The following is an 18,683-nucleotide window of genomic DNA, read 5'->3' on the forward strand; positions in this document are numbered from 1 at the left end:
CTCCTTAGTCCGGGCGCGCGCGCACGCGCACCCTTCTGCGGAAGACGACGGCCGCGGCCGCCGAGGCGAGAACGCTCGCGATCAGGACCGCAGTCGTCACTCTCTCGAATTGTGACGGGTCGGTATAGGCCAAACCGCCGATCAGCAGCGAAACGGTGAAACCCACCCCGGCCAGGAGCGCGACACCCGCGATCTCATTCCAGTGCAGATCCTCCCCCAGCGTCGCCAGGCCGAGCCGCACCGCCGCCCACGCCCCGCCGAAGACGCCCACGAACTTACCGACCACGAGCCCGGCGATCACGCCGAGGGCCACCCGGTCGGTGAACACCGCGCCCAGTTGCGCCGCGCCGAGCCCGACGCCGGCCGACACGAAGGCGAACACCGGCACCGCCACGCCCGCCGAGAAGGGGCGCAGGGCGTGGTCGGCGCGCTCGGCGTTCGTCGGCCGTCCGTCCGCCGACCGCTTCGAGCTGGTGAGCATTCCCAGCGCGACGCCGGCGACGGTCGCGTGGATCCCGCTCCGCTGGAGGCAGTACCAGGCCAGCACGGCGAGAGGCACGTACACCCAGGGCGAACGGACGCCCCGGAACTGGAGCAGGCCGTACCCGGCGATCAGCGCCACGGCGAGAAGCAGCGGCACCCAGTGCAGGGCATGGGTGTAGAAGAGCGCGATGATGGTGATGGCGATCAGGTCGTCCACCACCGCCAGCGTGAGCAGGAACGCGCGCAGCGGCGCCGGACACGAGGTGAACGTCACGGCGAGCACGGCGAGGGCGAACGCGATGTCCGTCGCCGTCGGCACGGCCCATCCGTCGAACGCGCCCGGCTCGCCCGCGCTCACCGCGAGGAAGATCAGCGCCGGTACCGCGACCCCGGCCGCCGCGGCGATCATCGGCAGCGCCGCGTCCCGCGGATTGCGCAGCTCGCCGTGGGTCAGCTCCTCGCGCAGCTCCAGCCCGGCGATGAAGAAGAAGACCGCCAGCAGCCCGCTGGACGCCCAGTGCTGCACGTCCATGTGGCCGATGTGCAGCCAGTGCGGACTGATCTCGAACGTCTGGAGGCTCTTGTAGGCGTCGGCCCAGGGAGTGTTGGCCCACACCAGCGCGGCGACCGCCGCGAGCAGCATCACCACGCCGCCGATCGTCTCGGTGCGGAGCGCACTGGCGACCTGGGTGCCGTAGTAGACGGTCGGACGGAACGGCCACGTTGCTGCAACGCGGCGCTTCACGGGCGGGCGCGCCATAAAGAAACCCCTGGGGATGTTGCGGGCGGTCTGGACAAGGCCACGGCCCGCGTCATCACGGGACGTCCCCTGCCGACCAGACTTCCCGGCGCACCTGGGGATATTTTACCTGGTCCGCTTGGTGAGGCGGCCTGGCGGCCCCTGCGTCGGCCACGAGAGCGGCCCTGCCTGGGGCACGAAAGCGGCCCCTGCCTCGGGCACAGAGCGGCGCTGTCTCGGGCACGAAGCGGCCCCGCCTCGGGCACGGATGCGGCCCCGCCTCGGGCACGGATGCGGCCCCGCCTCGGGCACGGATGCGGCCCGCGCCCGGCGGTGTGCCAGGCGCGGGCCGTAGCGGTCCCTAGAGGTGCCGCGGGGTCACTCGTCCGACTTGGTGCTGGGCAGCTTCTCGGAGATGAGGTCCATCACCGTGCTGTCCGCGAGGGTCGTGACGTCGCCGATGCTGCGGTTCTCGGCGACGTCCCGCAGCAGCCGCCGCATGATCTTGCCGGAGCGGGTCTTCGGCAGCTCCGGAACGATCATGATCTGCCGGGGCTTGGCGATCGGGCCGAGGGTCTTGGCGACGTGGTCGCGAAGCTCCCGCAGGAAGTCCTCGCCCTCGACGTCGCCGCCGGCGTCGCCGCGCGGGATCACGAACGCCACGATGGCCTGCCCGGTGACCGGGTCCGTCGCGCCGACCACCGCCGACTCGGCGACCTTCGGGTGCGAGACCAGCGCCGACTCCACCTCCGTCGTGGAGATGTTGTGGCCGGACACGAGCATGACGTCGTCCACGCGGCCGAGCAGCCACATGTCGCCGTCCGCGTCCTTCTTGGCGCCGTCACCGGCGAAGTAGAGGCCCTCGAAACGCGACCAGTACGTCTTGACGTACCGCTCGTCGTCGCCCCAGATCGTGCGGAGCATGCCGGGCCAAGGCTCCCGGATCACCATGAACCCGCCGCCGCCGTCCGGGACCGACTGTCCCTGGTCGTCCACGACGTCCGCGGCGATACCGGGCAGCGGGCGCATCGCCGCGCCGGGCTTGCCCTCCGTGACCCCGGGCAGCGGGCTGATCATGATGGCGCCGGTCTCGGTCTGCCACCACGTGTCGACCACCGGGGTCCGGTCGGCGCCGATGTTCTTGCGGTACCAGACGTAGGCCTCGGGGTTGATCGGCTCGCCGACCGACCCCAGCACGCGCAGGGACGACAGGTCGTACTGGGCCGGGATGTCGTCGCCCCACTTCATGAACGTGCGGATCGCCGTGGGCGCCGTGTAGAAGATGGACACCTTGTACTTCTGGATAATGTCCCACCAGCGGCCCTTGTTGGGGGTGTCGGGCGTCCCCTCGTAGATGACGCTGGTCGAGCCGTTGGCGAGCGGCCCGTACACGATGTAGGAGTGGCCCGTCACCCAGCCGATGTCGGCCGAGCACCAGTAGACGTCCGTCTCCGGCTTCAGGTCGAACACCGCCCAGTGCGTGTACGCGCACTGGGTCAGGTAGCCGCCGCTGGTGTGCAGGATGCCCTTCGGCTTACCCGTCGTCCCGGACGTGTACAGGATGTACAGCGGGTGCTCCGAGTCCATGGGTTCGGCGGTGTGCTGGTCGCTTTGCCGCTCCACGACGTCGTGCCACCACACGTCGCGGTCGTGCTCGGCCACCTCCTCGCCGGTGCGGCGCACCACGAGGACGTGCTCGATCGACGGCGTCTGCGCGACGGCCTCGTCCACGATCCCCTTGAGGTCGGACGGCTTGCCGCGCCGGAAGCCTCCGTCCGCGGTGATGACGAGCTTGGCCTGCGCGTCGTCGATGCGCGTCCGGAGCGCCTCCGCGGAGAAGCCGCCGAACACCACCGAGTGGGTCGCGCCGATGCGGGCGCACGCCAGCATCGAGATCGGCAGCTCGGGGATCATCGGGAGGTAGATCGCGACCCGGTCGCCCTTGCGGACGCCCAGCTCGAGGAGGGCGTTCGCGGCCCTGTTCACCTCGCGCTGGAGGTCGGCGTAGGTGAGGGTGCGGGAGTCGCCCGGTTCCCCCTCCCAGTGGTAGGCGACCTTGTCGCCGCGTCCGGCCTCCACATGCCGGTCGACGCAGTTGTAGGCGACGTTCAGCTCCCCGCCCACGAACCACTTCGCGAACGGCGGGTTGCTCCAGTCCAGGACGTCGTCCCAGCGCTTCGACCAGGTGAGCCGGTCCGCCTGCTCCGCCCAGTAGCCGAGGCGGTCCTCGGCGGCCCGCTCGTAGGCGTCGGCCTTGACGTTCGCAGAGGCGGCGAGCTCCGCGGGCGGGGGGAAGCGGCGCGTCTCCTGCAGAAGGTTCGACAGTGTTTCTTGGCTCTGGCTCAACGCGAACTCCTTGCTAGCTGAAGCGGGGGTCGCCCGGTATCCCCACTCCACCAGGTAGGTCCCGGTCCCCACAAGGCCGCGATCCCGGGTGTCGAGGACGAGCGCGACCGGCGCTCACGGCTCCGGATCCTGCTGTGTGATACCCGACACAACGGGCCTTCCCACGTCCGGGGGGAGGAAATCGTTTCCGTTCCACGCCCTGGCGGGCCGTTGCGCGAGCGCTCCGGACGACGGCATAGGGTCGGGCCGTGACCGATGCTCTAGCTGATGTTGCGAACCTTCCCGGCGTCGCCGACGCCGTCGACGAGGCGCGCAGGGCCGTGGACCGGCTGCTCGGCCACCGCATCCTGCGGCGGCGCAGCGCCGAGGTGTCCACGGAGTCGGCGCTGCGCGGCGCCCGGGCCTCCGCCGTCCTCGACGGCGCCTCGGTCACCCTGGACGAGCTGCGTACCACGGACACCCCGTCCGACCCCGTCGTGCAAGGGGCGCTGCGCGTGTCGGCCGAGCTCGGGACGCTGACCGAGGTCTGGCGCAAGGCGCCGCGGCAGGCATTGGCGCGCCTGCACGTCCTCGCTGCGGCGGACGCGGTCGACAACGCCGATCTCGGACGTCCCCGCTCCGACGACGGCGTCGTGAAGGACGTACTCGGGCTCGGAGAACCGCCGTCGCCGTCCGAGGTGGCGGCGCGCCTGGACGCGCTCAGCGGGCTGCTGACCGAACCCACCAAGGCGCCGGCACTGGTGGTCTCATCGATCGTGCACGGCGAACTCCTGGCGCTGCGCCCGTTCGGCTGGGGGGACGGCATCGTCGCCCGCGCCGCTCAGCGGATCACCCTCGTCGCCCGTGGGCTCGACCCCAAGTCCCTGGTCGCGCCCGAGGTCGGGCACCTCGAACTCTCCGACGAGTACGCCGAGGCCCTTCGCGCCTACACGTCCGGTACGTCGGAGGGCGTCGCGCGGTGGATCGCCCACTGCGCCTCGGCCATCGCCGCCGCCGCGCGCGACTCGCAGGCCATCTGCGAAGCGTTCATGCGCGGCTGAGACTGTCACCCGGTGGGTCCATGCTGGTCACATGGCCGATCGCATGTACGGGCGCCCCGCGGCGCCGACGGACACCACGATCTCGTCGGCGAACTGGGATTCGCGTGACCTGACCGGTGAACGGCACGACAGCGTCCTGTTCGTGGACGTGGACATGACCGAAGCCGAGGGCACCGGAGCCGTCTTCACCGACTGCACGTTCCGGGGCGTGCGCTTCAACGCGTCCAGCCACAAGGACGGGGCGTTCCTCAACTGCACGTTCGTCCGGTGCGGCTTCTTCGACGCGGCCTTCACGGGGTGCAAGTTCGTCGGGAGCATGTTCGACGGCTGCACCTACGACCTGATGAAGGTCAAGGGCGGCGACTGGTCGTTCACCGGCCTGCCCGGGGCCGACCTGCGGCGGGCGTCGTTCACGGACGTGCGCATGCGCGAGGCCGATCTCACGGGCGCCCAGTGCGCCGGAGCCGAACTGCGCGGGGTCGATTTGTCGGGGGCGGCGCTGCACAAGGCCGACTTCTCCCGCTGCGACCTGCGCGGCAGCGATCTGTCGTCGCTGGACCCGTTCACCGTCGAGCTGAGGCGCGCGGTGATCGATCCCTACCAGGCGATCGTCCTCGCGACGGCGCTGGGGCTGGACGTCCGCGAGTAGGGCGGGCGGGGGCGGCGCAAAGCGAACGGCGCCCCGCGCCGGGACGCCGCCGCAAAAAGCACGTCACACCGGGTTACCAAGCGTGCACCTCATATCCGTCGGATCGGGTCAAGCCCGTCTCGACGCGCCTCCCGCGGCTGGTCGCGCGTGGGTACCCGGCTGCCGTGCCCGGACACTGGGTCCGTATGACCTGTCTACGCCTTATTTGCCCAGATGACAACCCCCCTTTCGGAATGTCCGCCAGGGCGGGCGGGGCGGCGCCGGGCGGGACTCCCGCGCCCGCTGCGGGCAAGAAGGGATATTCCGGACTTCCGTAATCGTCGTTCGGATCGCGAAATTGATCACTCAGGGTAATCGTCGCCATTTGACCGCCGATCGTGCGGGGCGCAGGAAAGATCTTTAGTTCTCCTGTACGCTCCCACTCCCGTCCCGATGCACTTCGTGTGCGCCGGAACGGGGCCCTTGCCGGGCCCGGGCGGCGCCCTGCGCCGACCGCTCCGGCGGATCGTCGTCGTCAGGTGCGAAAAATCGCCATGTGCCGGGCGAGTTTGCCGCTCGACGGAACTCTCGACGATCGGGCAGCATATGTTGTATCCGCCTAGACTGGAGTCGGTGAGTTTGCCTCTTCCATAGGGCGGACTTACCCGCGGCTTAGCCCGAACTCCCTGAGACTTTTCTGGGAAAGCGGGCCGGCTCTACCCCCCCGGAGCCGGACCGCCGGCGACCCCCGCTCTCCCCCCCGGCGGGGGTCGCCTTGTCGTGAGGCGGCCGGGCGGTGGCCACAGGCACCATCCCCACGCCACCGCCCGCCCGCCCCTCACACCCCCTCCCCGGGCGGCATCGTTCGAGTGTCGCGCGGGGCGAAGTTATCCACAGTTGGTGGATCCTGCTCGCCGTCTTCGACGTGGCCCGCAAGGTGGATGTCTCCGAACGTCGAAGGAGCATCCGATGAACCTTGCGGCATTGATCGTCACCGGCGACCCCGCGCTCGCCGACGACCTCCTCCGCCTCGCCGCAGCCGCGGACGCCCACGCCGAGGTCGCCTACAGCACCGATGAGGCGAGACCCGCCTGGACTTGGCCCGCCCTCATCCTCGTGGGCGCCGACCTCGCCGAGGACCTCGCCTCCGCCGGCCTCCAACGCCGTCCGGGCGTCGTCCTCGTCACCGGCGGCGCCGCCCCCGACGCGTACCGCATGGCCGTGGAGGCAGGGGCGCAGGACGTCGTCGCCCTCCCCGAGCATGAGAACTGGCTGATCGACGCCTTCGCCGCCGCCTGCGAACCCGAGGGCGGCTGGGCCACCACGCTCTGCGTCGTCGGCGCCCGAGGCGGAGCGGGGGCCAGCGTCCTCGCGACCGCGCTCGGCCTCTCCTCGGCGGCCCAGGGCCTCCGCACCCTCCTCGTCGACGCCGACCCGTTCGGCGGCGGCATCGACCTCGTCCTCGGGCTGGAGTCGCATGAGGGCGTCCGCTGGCACGACCTCGCCGAACGCCGCGGCCGCCTGAGCGCCGCGACACTCCGCGAGACCCTGCCCAGTTCGGGTGACCTGTCCGTGCTGTCCTGGCGGCGCGGCGAGCCCGTCCCGGTCTCCGAGGAGGCGGTCCGCTCCCTGTTCGACGCCGCGGCCCGCGGGTTCGACCTGGTCGTCGTGGACGTTCCCCGCCATCCGGGCGACATCGGCCGCGCGGCCCTGCGCGCCGCCGCCGTCACGCTCCTGCTCGTCCCGGCAGAGGTCCGCGCCACCGTGGCAGCCGACGGCCTCGCCGCCGCCCTCCGCCGCGACACCCCCGACCTGCGCCTCGTCATCCAGGGCCCGGCTCCGGGCGGCCTCACCCCCGACGCGATCGCGAGCGTCCTCGGCATCCCGTCCGCCGGCTCCTTCGACCGCGACCGCCGCCTCCCCGCCGCCGTCGACGGCGGCGACCTCGAACGCGCCTGCCGCCGCGGGCCTCTGGCCGACTTCTGCGCCACCGTCCTGGCCGACCTCGCCCTCCAGCCCTACGCCTACAGGGAGGCCGCATGACCGGGCTCTCCAGCGCCGTCCGCGACCGTCTCGCCCACACCGGCGGCGAAGCCACGACCGGCCGCGTCGCCGCGGCGCTGCGCGCGGAGGAGCGGCTGCTCGGCGACCGCGAGGTACTGGCCATGGCCGACGAGTTACGCGCCGAGTTCGTCGGCGCGGGCCCCCTCGAACCGCTACTGCGCTCGCCAGACGTCACCGACGTCCTGGTGAACGGCCCCGACGAGGTCTGGATCGACACCGGCTCCGGCCTCGTCCGGACCGCGGTGCGCTTCCCCGACGAGGCGACCCTCCGCCGCCTCGCCCAGCGCCTCACCGCCGCCGCGGGCCGCCGCCTCGACGACGCCTCCCCCTACGCCGACGCCCGCCTGCCGGGCGGCGTGCGCCTGCACGCCGTCCTTCCACCGGTCGCCGCGACCGGAACCTGCCTGTCCCTGCGCCTCCCGCGCCGTCGCGCCTTCACGTTGGACGAGCTGGTCGCGGCCCGCACCGTCCCACCCGAGGGTGCCGACCTGCTGGCCGCCCTGATCGAGTCCCGAGCGGCCTTCCTGATCAGCGGCGGAACCGGGACTGGCAAGACCACGCTTCTGAGCAGCCTGCTTTCACAGGTCAACCCTCTGGAGCGACTCCTCCTGGTCGAGGACTCGGCCGAGCTCAAGCCCGACCACCCCCACGTCGTCCGGCTGGAGGCGCGTCCCCCCAACACCGAAGGCGCCGGAGGCGTGACCCTGAACGACCTGGTCCGCCAAGCCCTCCGCATGCGCCCCGACCGCTTGGTAGTGGGCGAGGTAAGGGGCCGCGAGGTCGTGGTCTTGCTGCAAGCGCTGAACACCGGCCACGAAGGGGGCTGCGGCACCCTCCATGCGAACACGGCAGCAGACGTCCCCGCGCGGCTCGAAGCCCTCGCCTGCGCGGCGGGCCTCACCCGGGAAGCCGTCCACAGCCAACTGGCCGCCGCCCTGGACGTGGTGGTCCACCTGGTCCGCGACCCAGGCGGAGGACGCCGCCGGGTAGCCGAGATCTGCCTCCTGCAGCGAGGCCCGGACGGCCTGGTCGGCGTCGTCCCCGCGGTCTCGTTCACCGCCTCCGGCGAAGTAATCCCCGCCGCAGGCACAGACGCACTCAAAACCCGCCTACGAGGCACCCCATGACGATCGCAACCGCCTCCGCCCAGCCCCCGCCCGGCGGAACTGCCGGACCTTCACGTCAACGCTCCACTGCCTGGGTCTCTGTGAGGCGTCTCGTGACGGCTGGCGCCCTCCTCTGCGCAGCCGCTGCCCTGTGGGCTTGCCTGGCCCCGGCCTCAGCGATCCACCATCTAGGCCATCTGCGAGCTGCCTCGTGACGTCTGTAGCTGTCCACTGCCCAGCCGCGGCTACGTGGACCTGCCCGGCATTCGCGTCAGCGAGCCACCGTCCAGACCGCTTGGGAGGCGCCTTGTGTTGATTGCCTTGGCGGTCCTCTGTGCAGCTGCCGCCGTGTGGACCTACCTGCTGCCCGCCCCGGCGACCCACCGTCTAGACCGCCTGCTCGCCCCTCCGCCCTCCGACCCGATACGCCCACTACGCACCAGATTGGAGACCCTGAAGGAGCGCCGGACGCTTCCGCAACGCCGCCGAACCTCGATCATCGAACTCTGCGATGCCATGGCGGCCGAGCTGTCCGCGGGCCGGACCCCCGACGAGGCGTTCACTGCGGCCGCCGCCGTCCTCGACCCCCACGTGTCCAGGGAACTGCTCAGCCTGCCTCGTCCACCCCCTGACCACCTGGACGAACGGGCCACGCTGCCGGGCGCCGAGGGCCTGCGGCTCCTGGCGGCCTGCTGGCGGGTCGGCTCCGAACGCGGCGGCACACTGGCCACCGTCCTGGACGGCCTGGCAAGCGCCCTCCGTGACGAAGAGGCCCAACGCCAGGACGTATCCGTCCAACTCGCCGGCCCCCGAGCGACGGCGCGCCTCCTGGCCGCGCTGCCCCTCTTGGGCCTGGCCATGGCCGCCGCGCTGGGTGCGCACCCCATCCCGTTCCTCTGCACCACCCTCCCCGGCCTCGCCTGCCTGATCACGGGCACCGCCCTCAACGCCACCGGCCTCTACTGGACCCGCCACCTCGCCAAGTCCGCCGAAGCCCCCCGCTGACCCGCGGCCCCGGGCCTGAAGGTGCCGCCGCTCGCGGCGGTGCCGCGCGTCTCCCAAGCAGGGATCGAACCTGCCCCGCCAACCGAAGCGCTCGCGCAGTCCAGCAGACGCGAGTGCCCGGCCACCGGTTGGCGGACGACCCCGAGTCCCGGCAGAGGCGCTGGTCGAGGCGTTGATCCGGTGATCGGGGCGGGGGGGCGCGGGCCGCGGCGGAGGCGCTGGGTGGGGTGTTGATCCACGTGATCGGGGCGGAGGAGGGTTCCGCATCCCGGCGGGGGTGCTGGTGGGGGCGTTGACCCGGGCGATCGGGGGGGGAGGGCCCGGGCCACGGCAGAGGCGTCACTGCAAGGACGTGCGCGGCGGGCCGTGGGAATTGCGGGCGATCGGTGAACGAGCCGGCGGGCAGCCGGGAGACCCAGTCGGCGGCAGCCCGGAGATCCACTCGGCGCCCCCCGGGGAGCTAGTCGGCGGGTAGCCCGGGGAGCCAGTCGCTGGCTGGCCCGGGAAGCCAGTCGGTGGGTAGCCGGAAGAGCCAGTCGGCTGGTGGCCCGGAGAGCCGGTCGTCCACGCGTCGCAGGAGCGCCCGTCGTGAATGAAGGGGGCCTTGCCGGCGGGTGGTTTGCGCGGTCGAGACGAGCAGGGAGTAGGTGAAGTGATGACGGCGCTGATGGTCGTGCTGTGTGCGGCGGCATCGGGTTTTCTTGTGCCCCGGGGGACAAGCGTCGCCACGCGGAGGTTGGCCGGTCAGTTTGGAGGGCCTTCGCCGAGGCACGCGGCTCCCAAACGGCGGTTGGTTCCGGTGCCACGTGTGGGCCCCGCAGAGACGGCCGCCCCAGCCGCGGAGTTGAAGGAGCGGGACGGGCCCGCAGAGGAGACCGGGCGCCGTGACGTGATCCTTCGGCGGGTGGCTGCGGGCGTGGCGGGGGTGCTGTGCGCGCTGACGTTGGGCGGCCTGGCCGGGTGTGTGCTCGGTGTCCTCGTCGCCTTGGCCGTCTGGCTGTCCTTCAGCCGTCTCGGCAGTGGGGAACGCCGCCGCAGACGGGCACGGCTCGTCGCGGACCTCCCCGTCGCGGTCGATCTCCTCGCCGCCTGCCTGCGCGGCGGCGCGCCCTGGCACGAGGCGGTCGAGGCGGTCGCGGACGCGGTGGGAGGTCCGCTCGGCGACGAGTTGCGCGCCGTGTCCGTCCAGATCCGGCTCGGGGCGGACCCGGCAGAGGCCTGGCTGGCACTGGCGGAGGAGCCGATGCTCGCGCCTTTGGCGCGGGCGGCCGTCCGGGCGGCGTCCACAGGAGCGGCGCTTGCCCCCTCCCTGAGCCGTCTCGCTCGCGACCAGCGCAGGGTGGCCCGTTCGGCCGCCGCCGCCAGGGCTCGGGCGGCGGGCATCCGGGCGCTCGCCCCGCTCGGCCTGTGCTTCCTGCCCGCCTTCGTCCTGCTCGGCGTCGTCCCGGCCATCGCCGGGATCGCCTCGACGCTCCTCCTGCCCTGGTGAGCGGGTTATCCACAGAATGCGGTTCGCTCGTCACTCTGCGTCCCGCCTCGGCAGCCTTGAACCGACAACGAGCGAAAGGAGCCCCGATGAGGGCGTGGAAAACGGTGGTGCGGCGATGGTCCGGAGCATGCAGGGACCGCGGGATGTCCACCGCCGAGTACGCGGTCGGCACGAGAGTTATCTGGGGTAGTTGAGCGAAACTGCAGGTCAATGACTTGGAGTGCTGTCCGCCATGTAGTTCACGTGGGTGAGGTGGCGGATACCTGTCCCAGCTCAGTGGGGCGAGTGCGAGGCCTACGCAGATTGCTGCCCACCGTTTCCGGGCCGGGAGTGGGTAGGGCCCAGATACGGGCGAACGTTGGTGATGTACCGCAAGAGCCTCGGTCTGCGCGCGGGTAGCGTGAGCGACCGCGCGGACGGTCTCGATCTCTTTCTTCGGCGAGGCTGAGAGTGACGAAGGTGGGGCGCGGCTTGTGCGGATGGATCTTCAGCCCGGCCAGCTCGGCAACCTGGTCGAGGATACGGGCGGCTTCGGCGCGAGTCCCCTTTCACCGTATTGTCGTGGGGTGGGTTTTTCGCCGGAGTCGGATCCCAGGGTTCTGGGCGTCCCCAAGGAAGTCGTCGACGAGGCGGCTCGAACACTAGGTCACGCTCGCGGCTCCCTGCAGGAGTTCCTGGGCGCTCTGCCGACGACGGCCCAGCAGGGGTCGTTCGCCGCGGCCGACGCCACGTGGGTCGTCCTCTCCGACCGGCAGTTCCGATCGGCGCGCCGGCGGCTGCTGCGGCGGGCGCAGGTCAATGCCCAACTCGCGTTGAGCAACATCCTCAACCACGTCATCGCGATCGAACGGACACTGGCAGGGGAACCGGTGTTGACCTGGCCGAGCGTGTCGCTGTCACGCATCGTCCACGAGGGCGCCGTGCGCACCTGCCGACTGTTCGACCCGGCGGCCAGCAGCGAGGAGCGCATCGCCCGCATCGCGGCGGCGTGGCTGGACGCCGCACGCCAGCAGTTGACCGCCGCCCACGATCTCGACCCCCGTGTCGTACCGGAGTCCGAACAGGAATGGGAACGCGCGCAGCGCGCTGCCCGGGACGCCGGGCTGAGCATCCGCTACAACGACCGTCGGCGCCCGGTCGCGGTCGTCCTGGGCGAGGTGTCGGTGCCCTTCGCGGTGAACGTCACCGACGCCAGCCGCCTCACCCCCGGCTGCCCGCCGGCGTGGTACCGGATCTCCTCGGCCGCGACGCACAGCACCATGTGGCTGCTCCAGCAGGGCGCGGCCCTGAACGCCGACGGCCAGCCCGCCATCCTCGCCGACCCGGAAGCGATCAGCGCGTCGACGCTGATCGTGCTCGGCAGTTTCGAAGCGCTCACCGAAACGCTGGGCACCTACCACGGCCACGATCCGAGCAAAGCGGTCGCCACCCTGCAGCGCCGCATGGCCGCCGTCATCCAGCGGCAGCAGCACTGGCGCGAGCAGATGCAACGAGACCTTCGCGCCTGGACCGGCTGACCCTGCCCGCCGCGGCGGCCGCCAGTTCTCTTGTATGCAGCCGCCCTGCACGGTCGCGCCGTGACGTGATGCCGTCCGGCCCGGCGCGTCACCTGCGCGCGGGCGGTGGCCGGGCCCGACGATGAGGCGCGTCACCTGCGCTCGAAGGGGGAACGACGCGTGCCGAACACGACCGGTGGCCACCCGCACGGATACGACCCTAGGACTGATACCGTCCGGGTGAGGTGTTATGACCTGTCGCGGCTGGTGCTGGCCTTCCGCGACCTGACCGAACGGCAGGCCCCGGTCGCACATGCTCGACCTCGACATCTCCTTCGAGCGCCTGGCCGACGCCGTCGACGCCGCCAACCAGACCTTCTCCGGGCCGGACTGGAGGGGACCGGACTACCGGATGCGGTGCAGCCTCGCGGCGGCCTACGTCTGGTCCGAGGACGCGCCCGACGACGCCGGGCGGGTCACCTCGGTGCGGGTCGCTGGGTACGGCTCGCACTACGTCGCCGAGCCCACCGACCGTGCATCACGAAACTGAACGAACTATGCATGGGCGCCGTACTCCGCCAGCTTGAAGCGCCTGCGAAGTAGGCGAACCCCAGCAAGGTCAATATCACCGGATCACCGGATTTCCTGTACCCCGACTCCTCACGTTCAAGGTCGCCGGGGGCCGCCGCTCCTGCTCGGAGGTACCGCCCCCTACGCGCGGACCCGGAAGTACCCCTCTCCCATCGACGGCCCGGCCGGATCTGACCGGTCCTGCATCCCAGCCACACCTCCCACGCTGTCTGGCCATTCCGTATCCCGCGTCCACAGTGCATCGGCTAGCCGCGCGCCGGACAGGTTGGCGTCCTCCAGATCCGCGCCAACTAGGTTTGCGTAGCGGAGGTCCGCCCCGGTGAGGTCCGCCTCTCTCAGGTAGGCCTTACTCAGACCCGAGAGGCTCAGGTCCGCGCCGGTCAGGTTGGCGTCCGCCAGGTTCGCCTGGTACAGGGTCGCCCTGGTCAGATTCGCGTGGGGCAGGTTCGCGCTGGTCAGATTCGCGTCGGTCAGGTCCGCGCTGGTCAGGTCCGCGTAGATCAGGTTCGCGCTGGTCGGGTCCGCGTAGATCAGGTTCGCGCTGGTCGGGTCCGCGTAGATCAGGTTCGCGCTGGTCGGGTCCGCGTGGTACATGTGCGCTTTGGCCAGGTCCGCGCTGGTCAGGTTCGCGTTGGTCAGAGTCGCCGCGGAGAGCCCGGCGCCGGGAGTGCGGATGGCGTGCAGGTCCAGCGCACCCGCCGTTTGTGAGTCGGCGGCTCTGCGGGCCAGGACGGCAAGGGCGGCGTGCACGTCGGTGTCTGGTTCTGTGGGGAGCTTGTTGTCTTCGACGGCGGGGGAGGGATCGTGCTCGCGGACGAACGCGGCCAGCACATCGCGGACGGTGGTGCGGTCTCGTGGGGAGTCGGCGGCGATGCGCTCCAAGGCGTAGACGGCGGCGGTCCGCACGTCCCGTTTTGCTGAGCCGAGCTGTTCGACTGCCCTGGTGTACCGGTCGGTGATCTGCCCTTCGCGGGCGGTGCGCTGCTCTTGCTGTCCGATGCGGAAGGTGAAGGCGGTGACGATCAGACTGCCGCCGGCCAGCAAGACACCGATGAGCAAGACACCGCTGTTGATCCACTGGTGGATGCTCTGCCGCCGGCGGTCGCGTGCGGACTCCTGGCGCTGGCGTTCCAACTCAAGTAGCTCCAGGCGCCGGTCCGCAGGCAGTGCGTCCAGTTCGGCCTGGGAGGGGTACTGCACCCGCGCCGACTCTGTGCTGTCATCGTCCCCGCTGTCGGGGTCCGGGGGATCGACAGGTTCGGGAGGTTCGGGAGGTTCGCTCACATGGATCAGACGCCACCACCCGCCCCGCCGTTGCCCTAGGCGCGGGGAACGAACACGATGTTGCGCCGGATGAGGCCGGGCGTTACGCCAGGTGCGGGCCGCCGTCAGGTGATCAGTTCGGTGACCGACCGTCCAGTGCCGATGCGCCGGCTGTGCATGGTGGCGTACGGGTGGCGCGGCTCGGCCGAATGGCCAGTATTCCGGCCACCCCCAAGTACGCGCCCCGCTCAGATAGCCCGACCAGGCGATGCAGGCCGCGGCCCTTTCCACCGCCAGACAAGTCCATGGGCCGCCCGCGCGCCGCATTGTGGGACGAATCGCCCTGGTGGAAAGATCATGTCAGGCTCAGGGGGAGCGTCCCCGCTGGGCCTGGGCCGATCGATGGGGGGATGTATGCCAGCACCGAGCGATGAGAACCTGCTCGACTTCGACACCAACCGTCTCGCGAACTGGGACGAGCAGCACGCCCGGCGGCTTCTCGCAGGTGACGACGCCGTGTTGTACCGCAACCATCTCGCGATCGCAAAATGGATCGATGGGTGGGCTGAGACCCTCGGCAAGGACAACGACGAGGACCCCGATTCCTACAGTGCGGGTTTCGAGAAGGGCGTCAGGGAGATCGCCGCGCATCTACGGCAGGGTGACTACGTTCCCGGTGGCGCGTTCATGCTCGAAGGTCCCTGAGCCGGGAGGACAGCGCCCGGCAAGCTCGGGGCCCTCGTCTGGATGGCGAGGGGCCCCGAGGCAGTGGTGATCACGCTTGGTGGCGTTGCGGGTCCACGCGCGGGGTCGCGGACTGTTCGCCGTCGACCACGCGCAGCGGCGTGGTGGTCGATAGCGTGGTCGGCGGCAGGTCCTCGTGCTCGGCGAAGGCCGCCATCCACCGCTGCTTCCAGAGGGTGTCGAGTTCGGGCTCGGCGACGTCCATCGCCCGCAGGACCGGCCGGACGAACCTCCATCGCGGCAGTGTCGTGCCCGCCAGCAGCCGGGAGATGGTCGACTTGGAGACGGCGCTGCTGCGCTCCAGGTCGCGCAGGGGCAACTGCCCGCCGCGCAGACGCTGATCGCGCAGCTCACGGACGAACTCGTCGTGAGCGGGGCCCAGGTTGATCGTCTTCGTGTTCATCGAGCTCCTCCTCATCACGATCCCTTACGGGTGATGCGTTGGCGGACGCGGTCTGGCCGCGTCCGCCAACGCAGTCCCGTTAGGACCCCTGGGCCTCTGCCGGAGGGGCGTCGATCGGCTCGGCGGCCGTCTCGGACGGTCCGAGGATCCCCGGCGGCTGCGGGGCCTGCGGACCGGCGAGCGGACGCTCTTGGCCCTGGTCCGGGGGCTCGACCTGCGGGAGCATCCTGCCGGCGATTTGCAGGGCGAGGTCGGAGACGATGATCGTCGCGGTGACCGCCTCGATCAGGTCGTATCCGAGGGCCAGGAGCAGCCCGGCGAACGCCAGGATGCTCACGAACACGATGGTCGCCGTCACGCGGCGGGCCAGGGCCGCCGCGGATTCGCGCGGCGCCGGGGGCGAAGTGATCACTTCTGCTGTTTCTCCTAAGGCTCAGGGAGTGAGCGGGCTTAGTAGTAGGGACATGGACGGGCGGGCCGGGGTGCGGTAAACCGAACGCCGTTCCGCAGGCCTGGAGGGCGAGGGTGGGAGCCCGTCGAGGTTGGGAGCCTCTCGGGCCCTCGCGATCCAGGTATTTGCATAGTGCCGTACACATCACGCGAATGCCAAGTACCCGGCGACAGGGCAGTTACTCCTGTCACTGTAATTCCCTGAGCATGAGACGGTCAGAGACAAGGAGAGACGGTCGGCGGACGCCCATTTATAGCCAACTTATATCGGCACCCACTCTGCAAATGCAGCGATGCGCGAACCTGTTTGATCACATAAAAAGTGGTGGCCCTCCGCTCCCAACGGAAGGCCACCATTTAACCCGACGCCCGCTCACTCCCTATAGAACTGAGCCTCGGGAAGATTATGCTTGAGCTTACATCGTCTCCGGAATTTGTGTGAACATGCGTGGCGTGTTCAGGCCGCAGAGGACCGCTGGCGTCTTCGTGGCCGGTCGGCTAGCCGTGGTGGAGCCGGTCCCTGCGCCGTCGTCGGCCGTGGAGGGCACGGGGGCGACGCCCGTTGGCGGATGGCACTTGTGCCCGCCAGGGATGTCGTCAACGCCGCAGCCGCCTGCTGGAGGGGACGAGCTCTGGCGCGGCCCGTCAGGCGGTGGCTGGGACCCGTCCCGACGGCGCTTCGGCCCACGCTGGTCTGTGGTGAGGGGGCAGAAGGCCCCGCCTTTCGCCGGGGAGGCGCCATGGCACCGGGAACTCCTCCCGCATCGGCCGGAGTGACGCAGCGCCCGCCTTCTGCGCCGGCGCGCGTCCCGAGTGCCCCAAGCGGCTGGCCTGGCCCGCGCTGCCGACACCAGTGCCCTCGTCCGAGGCGGCGTCGCATCGAGCGAACTCGCCCGTCCGGGGCCCTGGCCGTCGGCTGCACACATGTCTGCGCTGGTCGCCGCGAGATCACTGCTGGTGCCCGGGGGACCTCCTGACAGACCTGGCGCGGGATTATGCGGGCGCAATGTGGGCCCGGCGCAGATACGAAGGCCAGCGGAGCGGAGTCCCCGCGCCGGCAAGGGGGGAGTCAGGAACGCCGTGGCTGCGGAGGCCAGCGCAGTTGAGGTGCCCGCCGTACGAGGCCCGTCAGCCGCGCCCCTTACGCGGTACTCGGCGAGCACCTGCCTCAACTCCTCCACCCATCGGAGCAGCCCACACATATTCTCCCGGGCCGGAACCGCTGGCTCAGCGTAGAGCGCGCGCACCTGGGTCAGCCAACGCGTCAGGCTGGCGTCGCGCTCGCTCTCCCCGGCCTCGCTGTGCCCAGCCTTGTCGGACACGGCGTCGAACAGGCCCGCGCTCATCGCACGCAGCACAGTGCGGTGCACCGCATCATGGCCGGCGTCATGGCTGGCGTCGTTCTTGCTGTACGCAGCAATGTCCAGCGCAATCACAACAGTGCGGCGGAAGGGGGGCTTCGACGCCCGGGACGCTCGAACCATGGTGTCACTCCTTCCGATGCATGTACCGCGGGCTCGTATCGGGGACGGGTGGGCCAGAAGGGCGGCAGGTCAGCTCCGTGTCGCCGGCGCCGATCGAGCCGCCACCGCGGCGGGCCCGGCCACCGAACCGATCGGGCTCATGGCCACCTCCGCTCGTGAATTGGTGAATCGTTGGACCATCCGCCCTCATGGGCGCTGGTCGTAACCCGAGTGTTGGCCGAAGAGGGGCGGACTAAAAGGCCGGGACACGACTCGGGACGCCGCGACAACGAAGTAGGACATCCGGAAACGTCGAGAGACAGCTGGAGACGCCCAGAGAGGATCTGGCCCTACAAGGACCTCCTAGGGAAATCTAGAAGAAGCTAACTTTCGGGCGACATGCCCTCTCGGCGCACCTTGATCGGCGCCTTGATATCCACTTCCAACCTCCTTGGAGGTAACTAGCATCGATTGGTCTTTGGCGTCAGTCTGCGGGTTGCCTTTAGGGTGAATGGCAAGCAGAAGCAGGGCATCGCGTTGGGCATTTACGGAAAGGTGAATGACCTTTATCTATGGTCCCGAGATATTGTCGTGCGGCCGTTTCGGGCTACATGTCGCGTCGGCCTGTTCCTCCGTGGAGGGGACAGCGCCACCGTCGGACCTCCGCCGAGGGTCTACGGCCGTGGGCGATCAGGTAACGAGGATGTCGCCGTCGGGACAGCCCGGCCGGTGTCGGCATGGGCGCCCCGTGGAGGCCGGGCCGGAGACCAGGTGCTGCTGTCGGGGGTGAGGGCGCGGTAGGACAGTTCGAACGCGCGCCGCACGCCGTCGCGTCCGTAGGCCAGCCCCTCGATGGGCCGCATCTGGTGGAGTTCGCGGGTGAGGGCGGCGGTGGTGTGGTCGGGGGAGGCGATGCGCAGTGTCTCGTCCAGCATCGCCACCGCACCGTCGATGTCCAGGACGTTCAAGTCGAGCAGGCGGGCGTTGAGCATGGCCAGGGTGTGGCGGGAGGTGACGATCGCCGCGTTCCGTCCGTCGGTGGGCAGCAGCAGCTCGGCCTGATGGGCGGTGTTGACGTTGTCGGCGACCACCAGGATCCGCCGGCCGCGGGCGGCGAACTCGGCCAGGAGCGACAAGAAGACACGCGAGCGGTCCTGGGCATCGGGGGGATGTGCTCGCCTGAGACACCGAGCGCACCGAGCATGCCTTCCAGGACCTGGCTGGGGTCGCGGCGGCGGTCGTCGTCGTAGCCGAACAAGTCGGCGAACAACACCTCGCAGGGAGACCAGCCGCGCCGCAGCAGCCGCCCGCGCTGCTTGGACCGCCAGTTCGGTCTTGCCCACCCCGGCCAGCCCGCCGACCCCGGTCACCAC

The 18,683-nt window shown here is 70.5% G+C and carries 15 protein-coding genes; 9 read left to right on the top strand and 6 right to left on the bottom strand.

The annotated features are described in order from the left end of the window. Positions 1-4: 4 nt before the first annotated feature. Together nhaA and acs are read right to left on the bottom strand one after the other, a co-directional pair. Entirely contained in the window at positions 5-1,228 is a 1,224-nt protein-coding gene (gene nhaA / locus K4S16_RS40190; protein ID WP_149264363.1) for a Na+/H+ antiporter NhaA, read from the bottom strand. 372 nt (positions 1,229-1,600) lie between these two features. Further along, positions 1,601-3,568: an acetate--CoA ligase gene (gene acs, locus K4S16_RS40195; RefSeq protein ID WP_149264364.1), complete on the bottom strand. Its 1,968-nt coding sequence runs from the start codon at positions 3,566-3,568 to the stop codon at positions 1,601-1,603. A 248-nt stretch (positions 3,569-3,816) separates the two neighbouring features. Here acs and K4S16_RS40200 point away from each other — a divergent pair, with 248 nt between their 5' ends. The 8 genes from K4S16_RS40200 to K4S16_RS40235 all read left to right on the top strand — a co-directional run bounded on the left by K4S16_RS40200 (position 3,817) and on the right by K4S16_RS40235 (position 12,946). After that, complete coding sequence (locus K4S16_RS40200; protein ID WP_149264365.1) at positions 3,817-4,608, top strand: Fic family protein; 792 nt, start codon at positions 3,817-3,819, stop codon at positions 4,606-4,608. 31 nt (positions 4,609-4,639) lie between these two features. After that, complete coding sequence (locus K4S16_RS40205) at positions 4,640-5,257, top strand: pentapeptide repeat-containing protein (protein ID WP_149264366.1); 618 nt, start codon at positions 4,640-4,642, stop codon at positions 5,255-5,257. A 948-nt stretch (positions 5,258-6,205) separates the two neighbouring features. Beyond that, positions 6,206-7,279 carry a septum site-determining protein Ssd gene (gene ssd, locus K4S16_RS40210; protein WP_149264367.1) on the top strand — a complete coding sequence of 358 codons (1,074 nt, stop codon included), beginning with the start codon at positions 6,206-6,208 and terminating at the stop codon, positions 7,277-7,279. Continuing rightward, on the top strand, positions 7,276-8,427 hold the full coding sequence (locus K4S16_RS40215; RefSeq protein ID WP_149264368.1) for a TadA family conjugal transfer-associated ATPase: 1,152 nt from the start codon (positions 7,276-7,278) through the stop codon (positions 8,425-8,427). Before ssd ends, K4S16_RS40215 begins: the two co-directional genes overlap by 4 nt. A gap of 495 nt (positions 8,428-8,922) precedes the next feature. Further along, positions 8,923-9,411 (top strand): type II secretion system F family protein, encoded by a 489-nt coding sequence (locus K4S16_RS46645; RefSeq protein WP_149264401.1) that lies wholly within the window; start codon positions 8,923-8,925, stop codon positions 9,409-9,411. Between the two features lie 904 nt (positions 9,412-10,315). Beyond that, positions 10,316-10,900: a type II secretion system F family protein gene (locus K4S16_RS40225; protein ID WP_235037386.1), complete on the top strand. Its 585-nt coding sequence runs from the start codon at positions 10,316-10,318 to the stop codon at positions 10,898-10,900. Positions 10,901-11,379: 479 nt separating this feature from the next. Beyond that, complete coding sequence (locus tag K4S16_RS40230; RefSeq protein ID WP_149264370.1) at positions 11,380-12,417, top strand: hypothetical protein; 1,038 nt, start codon at positions 11,380-11,382, stop codon at positions 12,415-12,417. Between the two features lie 292 nt (positions 12,418-12,709). Further along, positions 12,710-12,946, top strand: a complete 237-nt coding sequence (locus K4S16_RS40235) for a hypothetical protein (RefSeq protein WP_149264371.1) — start codon at positions 12,710-12,712, stop codon at positions 12,944-12,946. A 161-nt stretch (positions 12,947-13,107) separates the two neighbouring features. On the opposite strand, the gene K4S16_RS40240 is transcribed toward K4S16_RS40235, so the two are convergent. Then, positions 13,108-14,187 (bottom strand): pentapeptide repeat-containing protein, encoded by a 1,080-nt coding sequence (locus K4S16_RS40240; protein ID WP_160161196.1) that lies wholly within the window; start codon positions 14,185-14,187, stop codon positions 13,108-13,110. Positions 14,188-14,664: 477 nt separating this feature from the next. On the opposite strand from K4S16_RS40240, the gene K4S16_RS40245 reads away from it, so the two are divergent. Further along, positions 14,665-14,955 carry a hypothetical protein gene (locus K4S16_RS40245; protein WP_149264373.1) on the top strand — a complete coding sequence of 97 codons (291 nt, stop codon included), beginning with the start codon at positions 14,665-14,667 and terminating at the stop codon, positions 14,953-14,955. Between the two features lie 70 nt (positions 14,956-15,025). Here K4S16_RS40245 and K4S16_RS40250 read toward each other — a convergent pair whose 3' ends face one another. The 3 genes from K4S16_RS40250 to K4S16_RS40260 all read right to left on the bottom strand — a co-directional run bounded on the left by K4S16_RS40250 (position 15,026) and on the right by K4S16_RS40260 (position 18,446). Then, the gene (locus tag K4S16_RS40250) at positions 15,026-15,397 is read right to left on the bottom strand and encodes a helix-turn-helix transcriptional regulator (RefSeq protein WP_160161197.1); all 372 of its coding nucleotides are present in this window, start codon (positions 15,395-15,397) and stop codon (positions 15,026-15,028) included. Positions 15,398-15,476: 79 nt separating this feature from the next. After that, positions 15,477-15,809 carry a hypothetical protein gene (locus K4S16_RS40255; RefSeq protein ID WP_149264375.1) on the bottom strand — a complete coding sequence of 111 codons (333 nt, stop codon included), beginning with the start codon at positions 15,807-15,809 and terminating at the stop codon, positions 15,477-15,479. A gap of 2,175 nt (positions 15,810-17,984) precedes the next feature. Next, entirely contained in the window at positions 17,985-18,446 is a 462-nt protein-coding gene (locus K4S16_RS40260) for a hypothetical protein (protein WP_149264376.1), read from the bottom strand. Positions 18,447-18,683 lie beyond the last annotated feature (237 nt).

It is taken from the genome of Actinomadura sp. K4S16, from assembly GCF_008327685.1.
Taxonomy (GTDB): Bacteria; Actinomycetota; Actinomycetes; order Streptosporangiales; family Streptosporangiaceae; genus Spirillospora.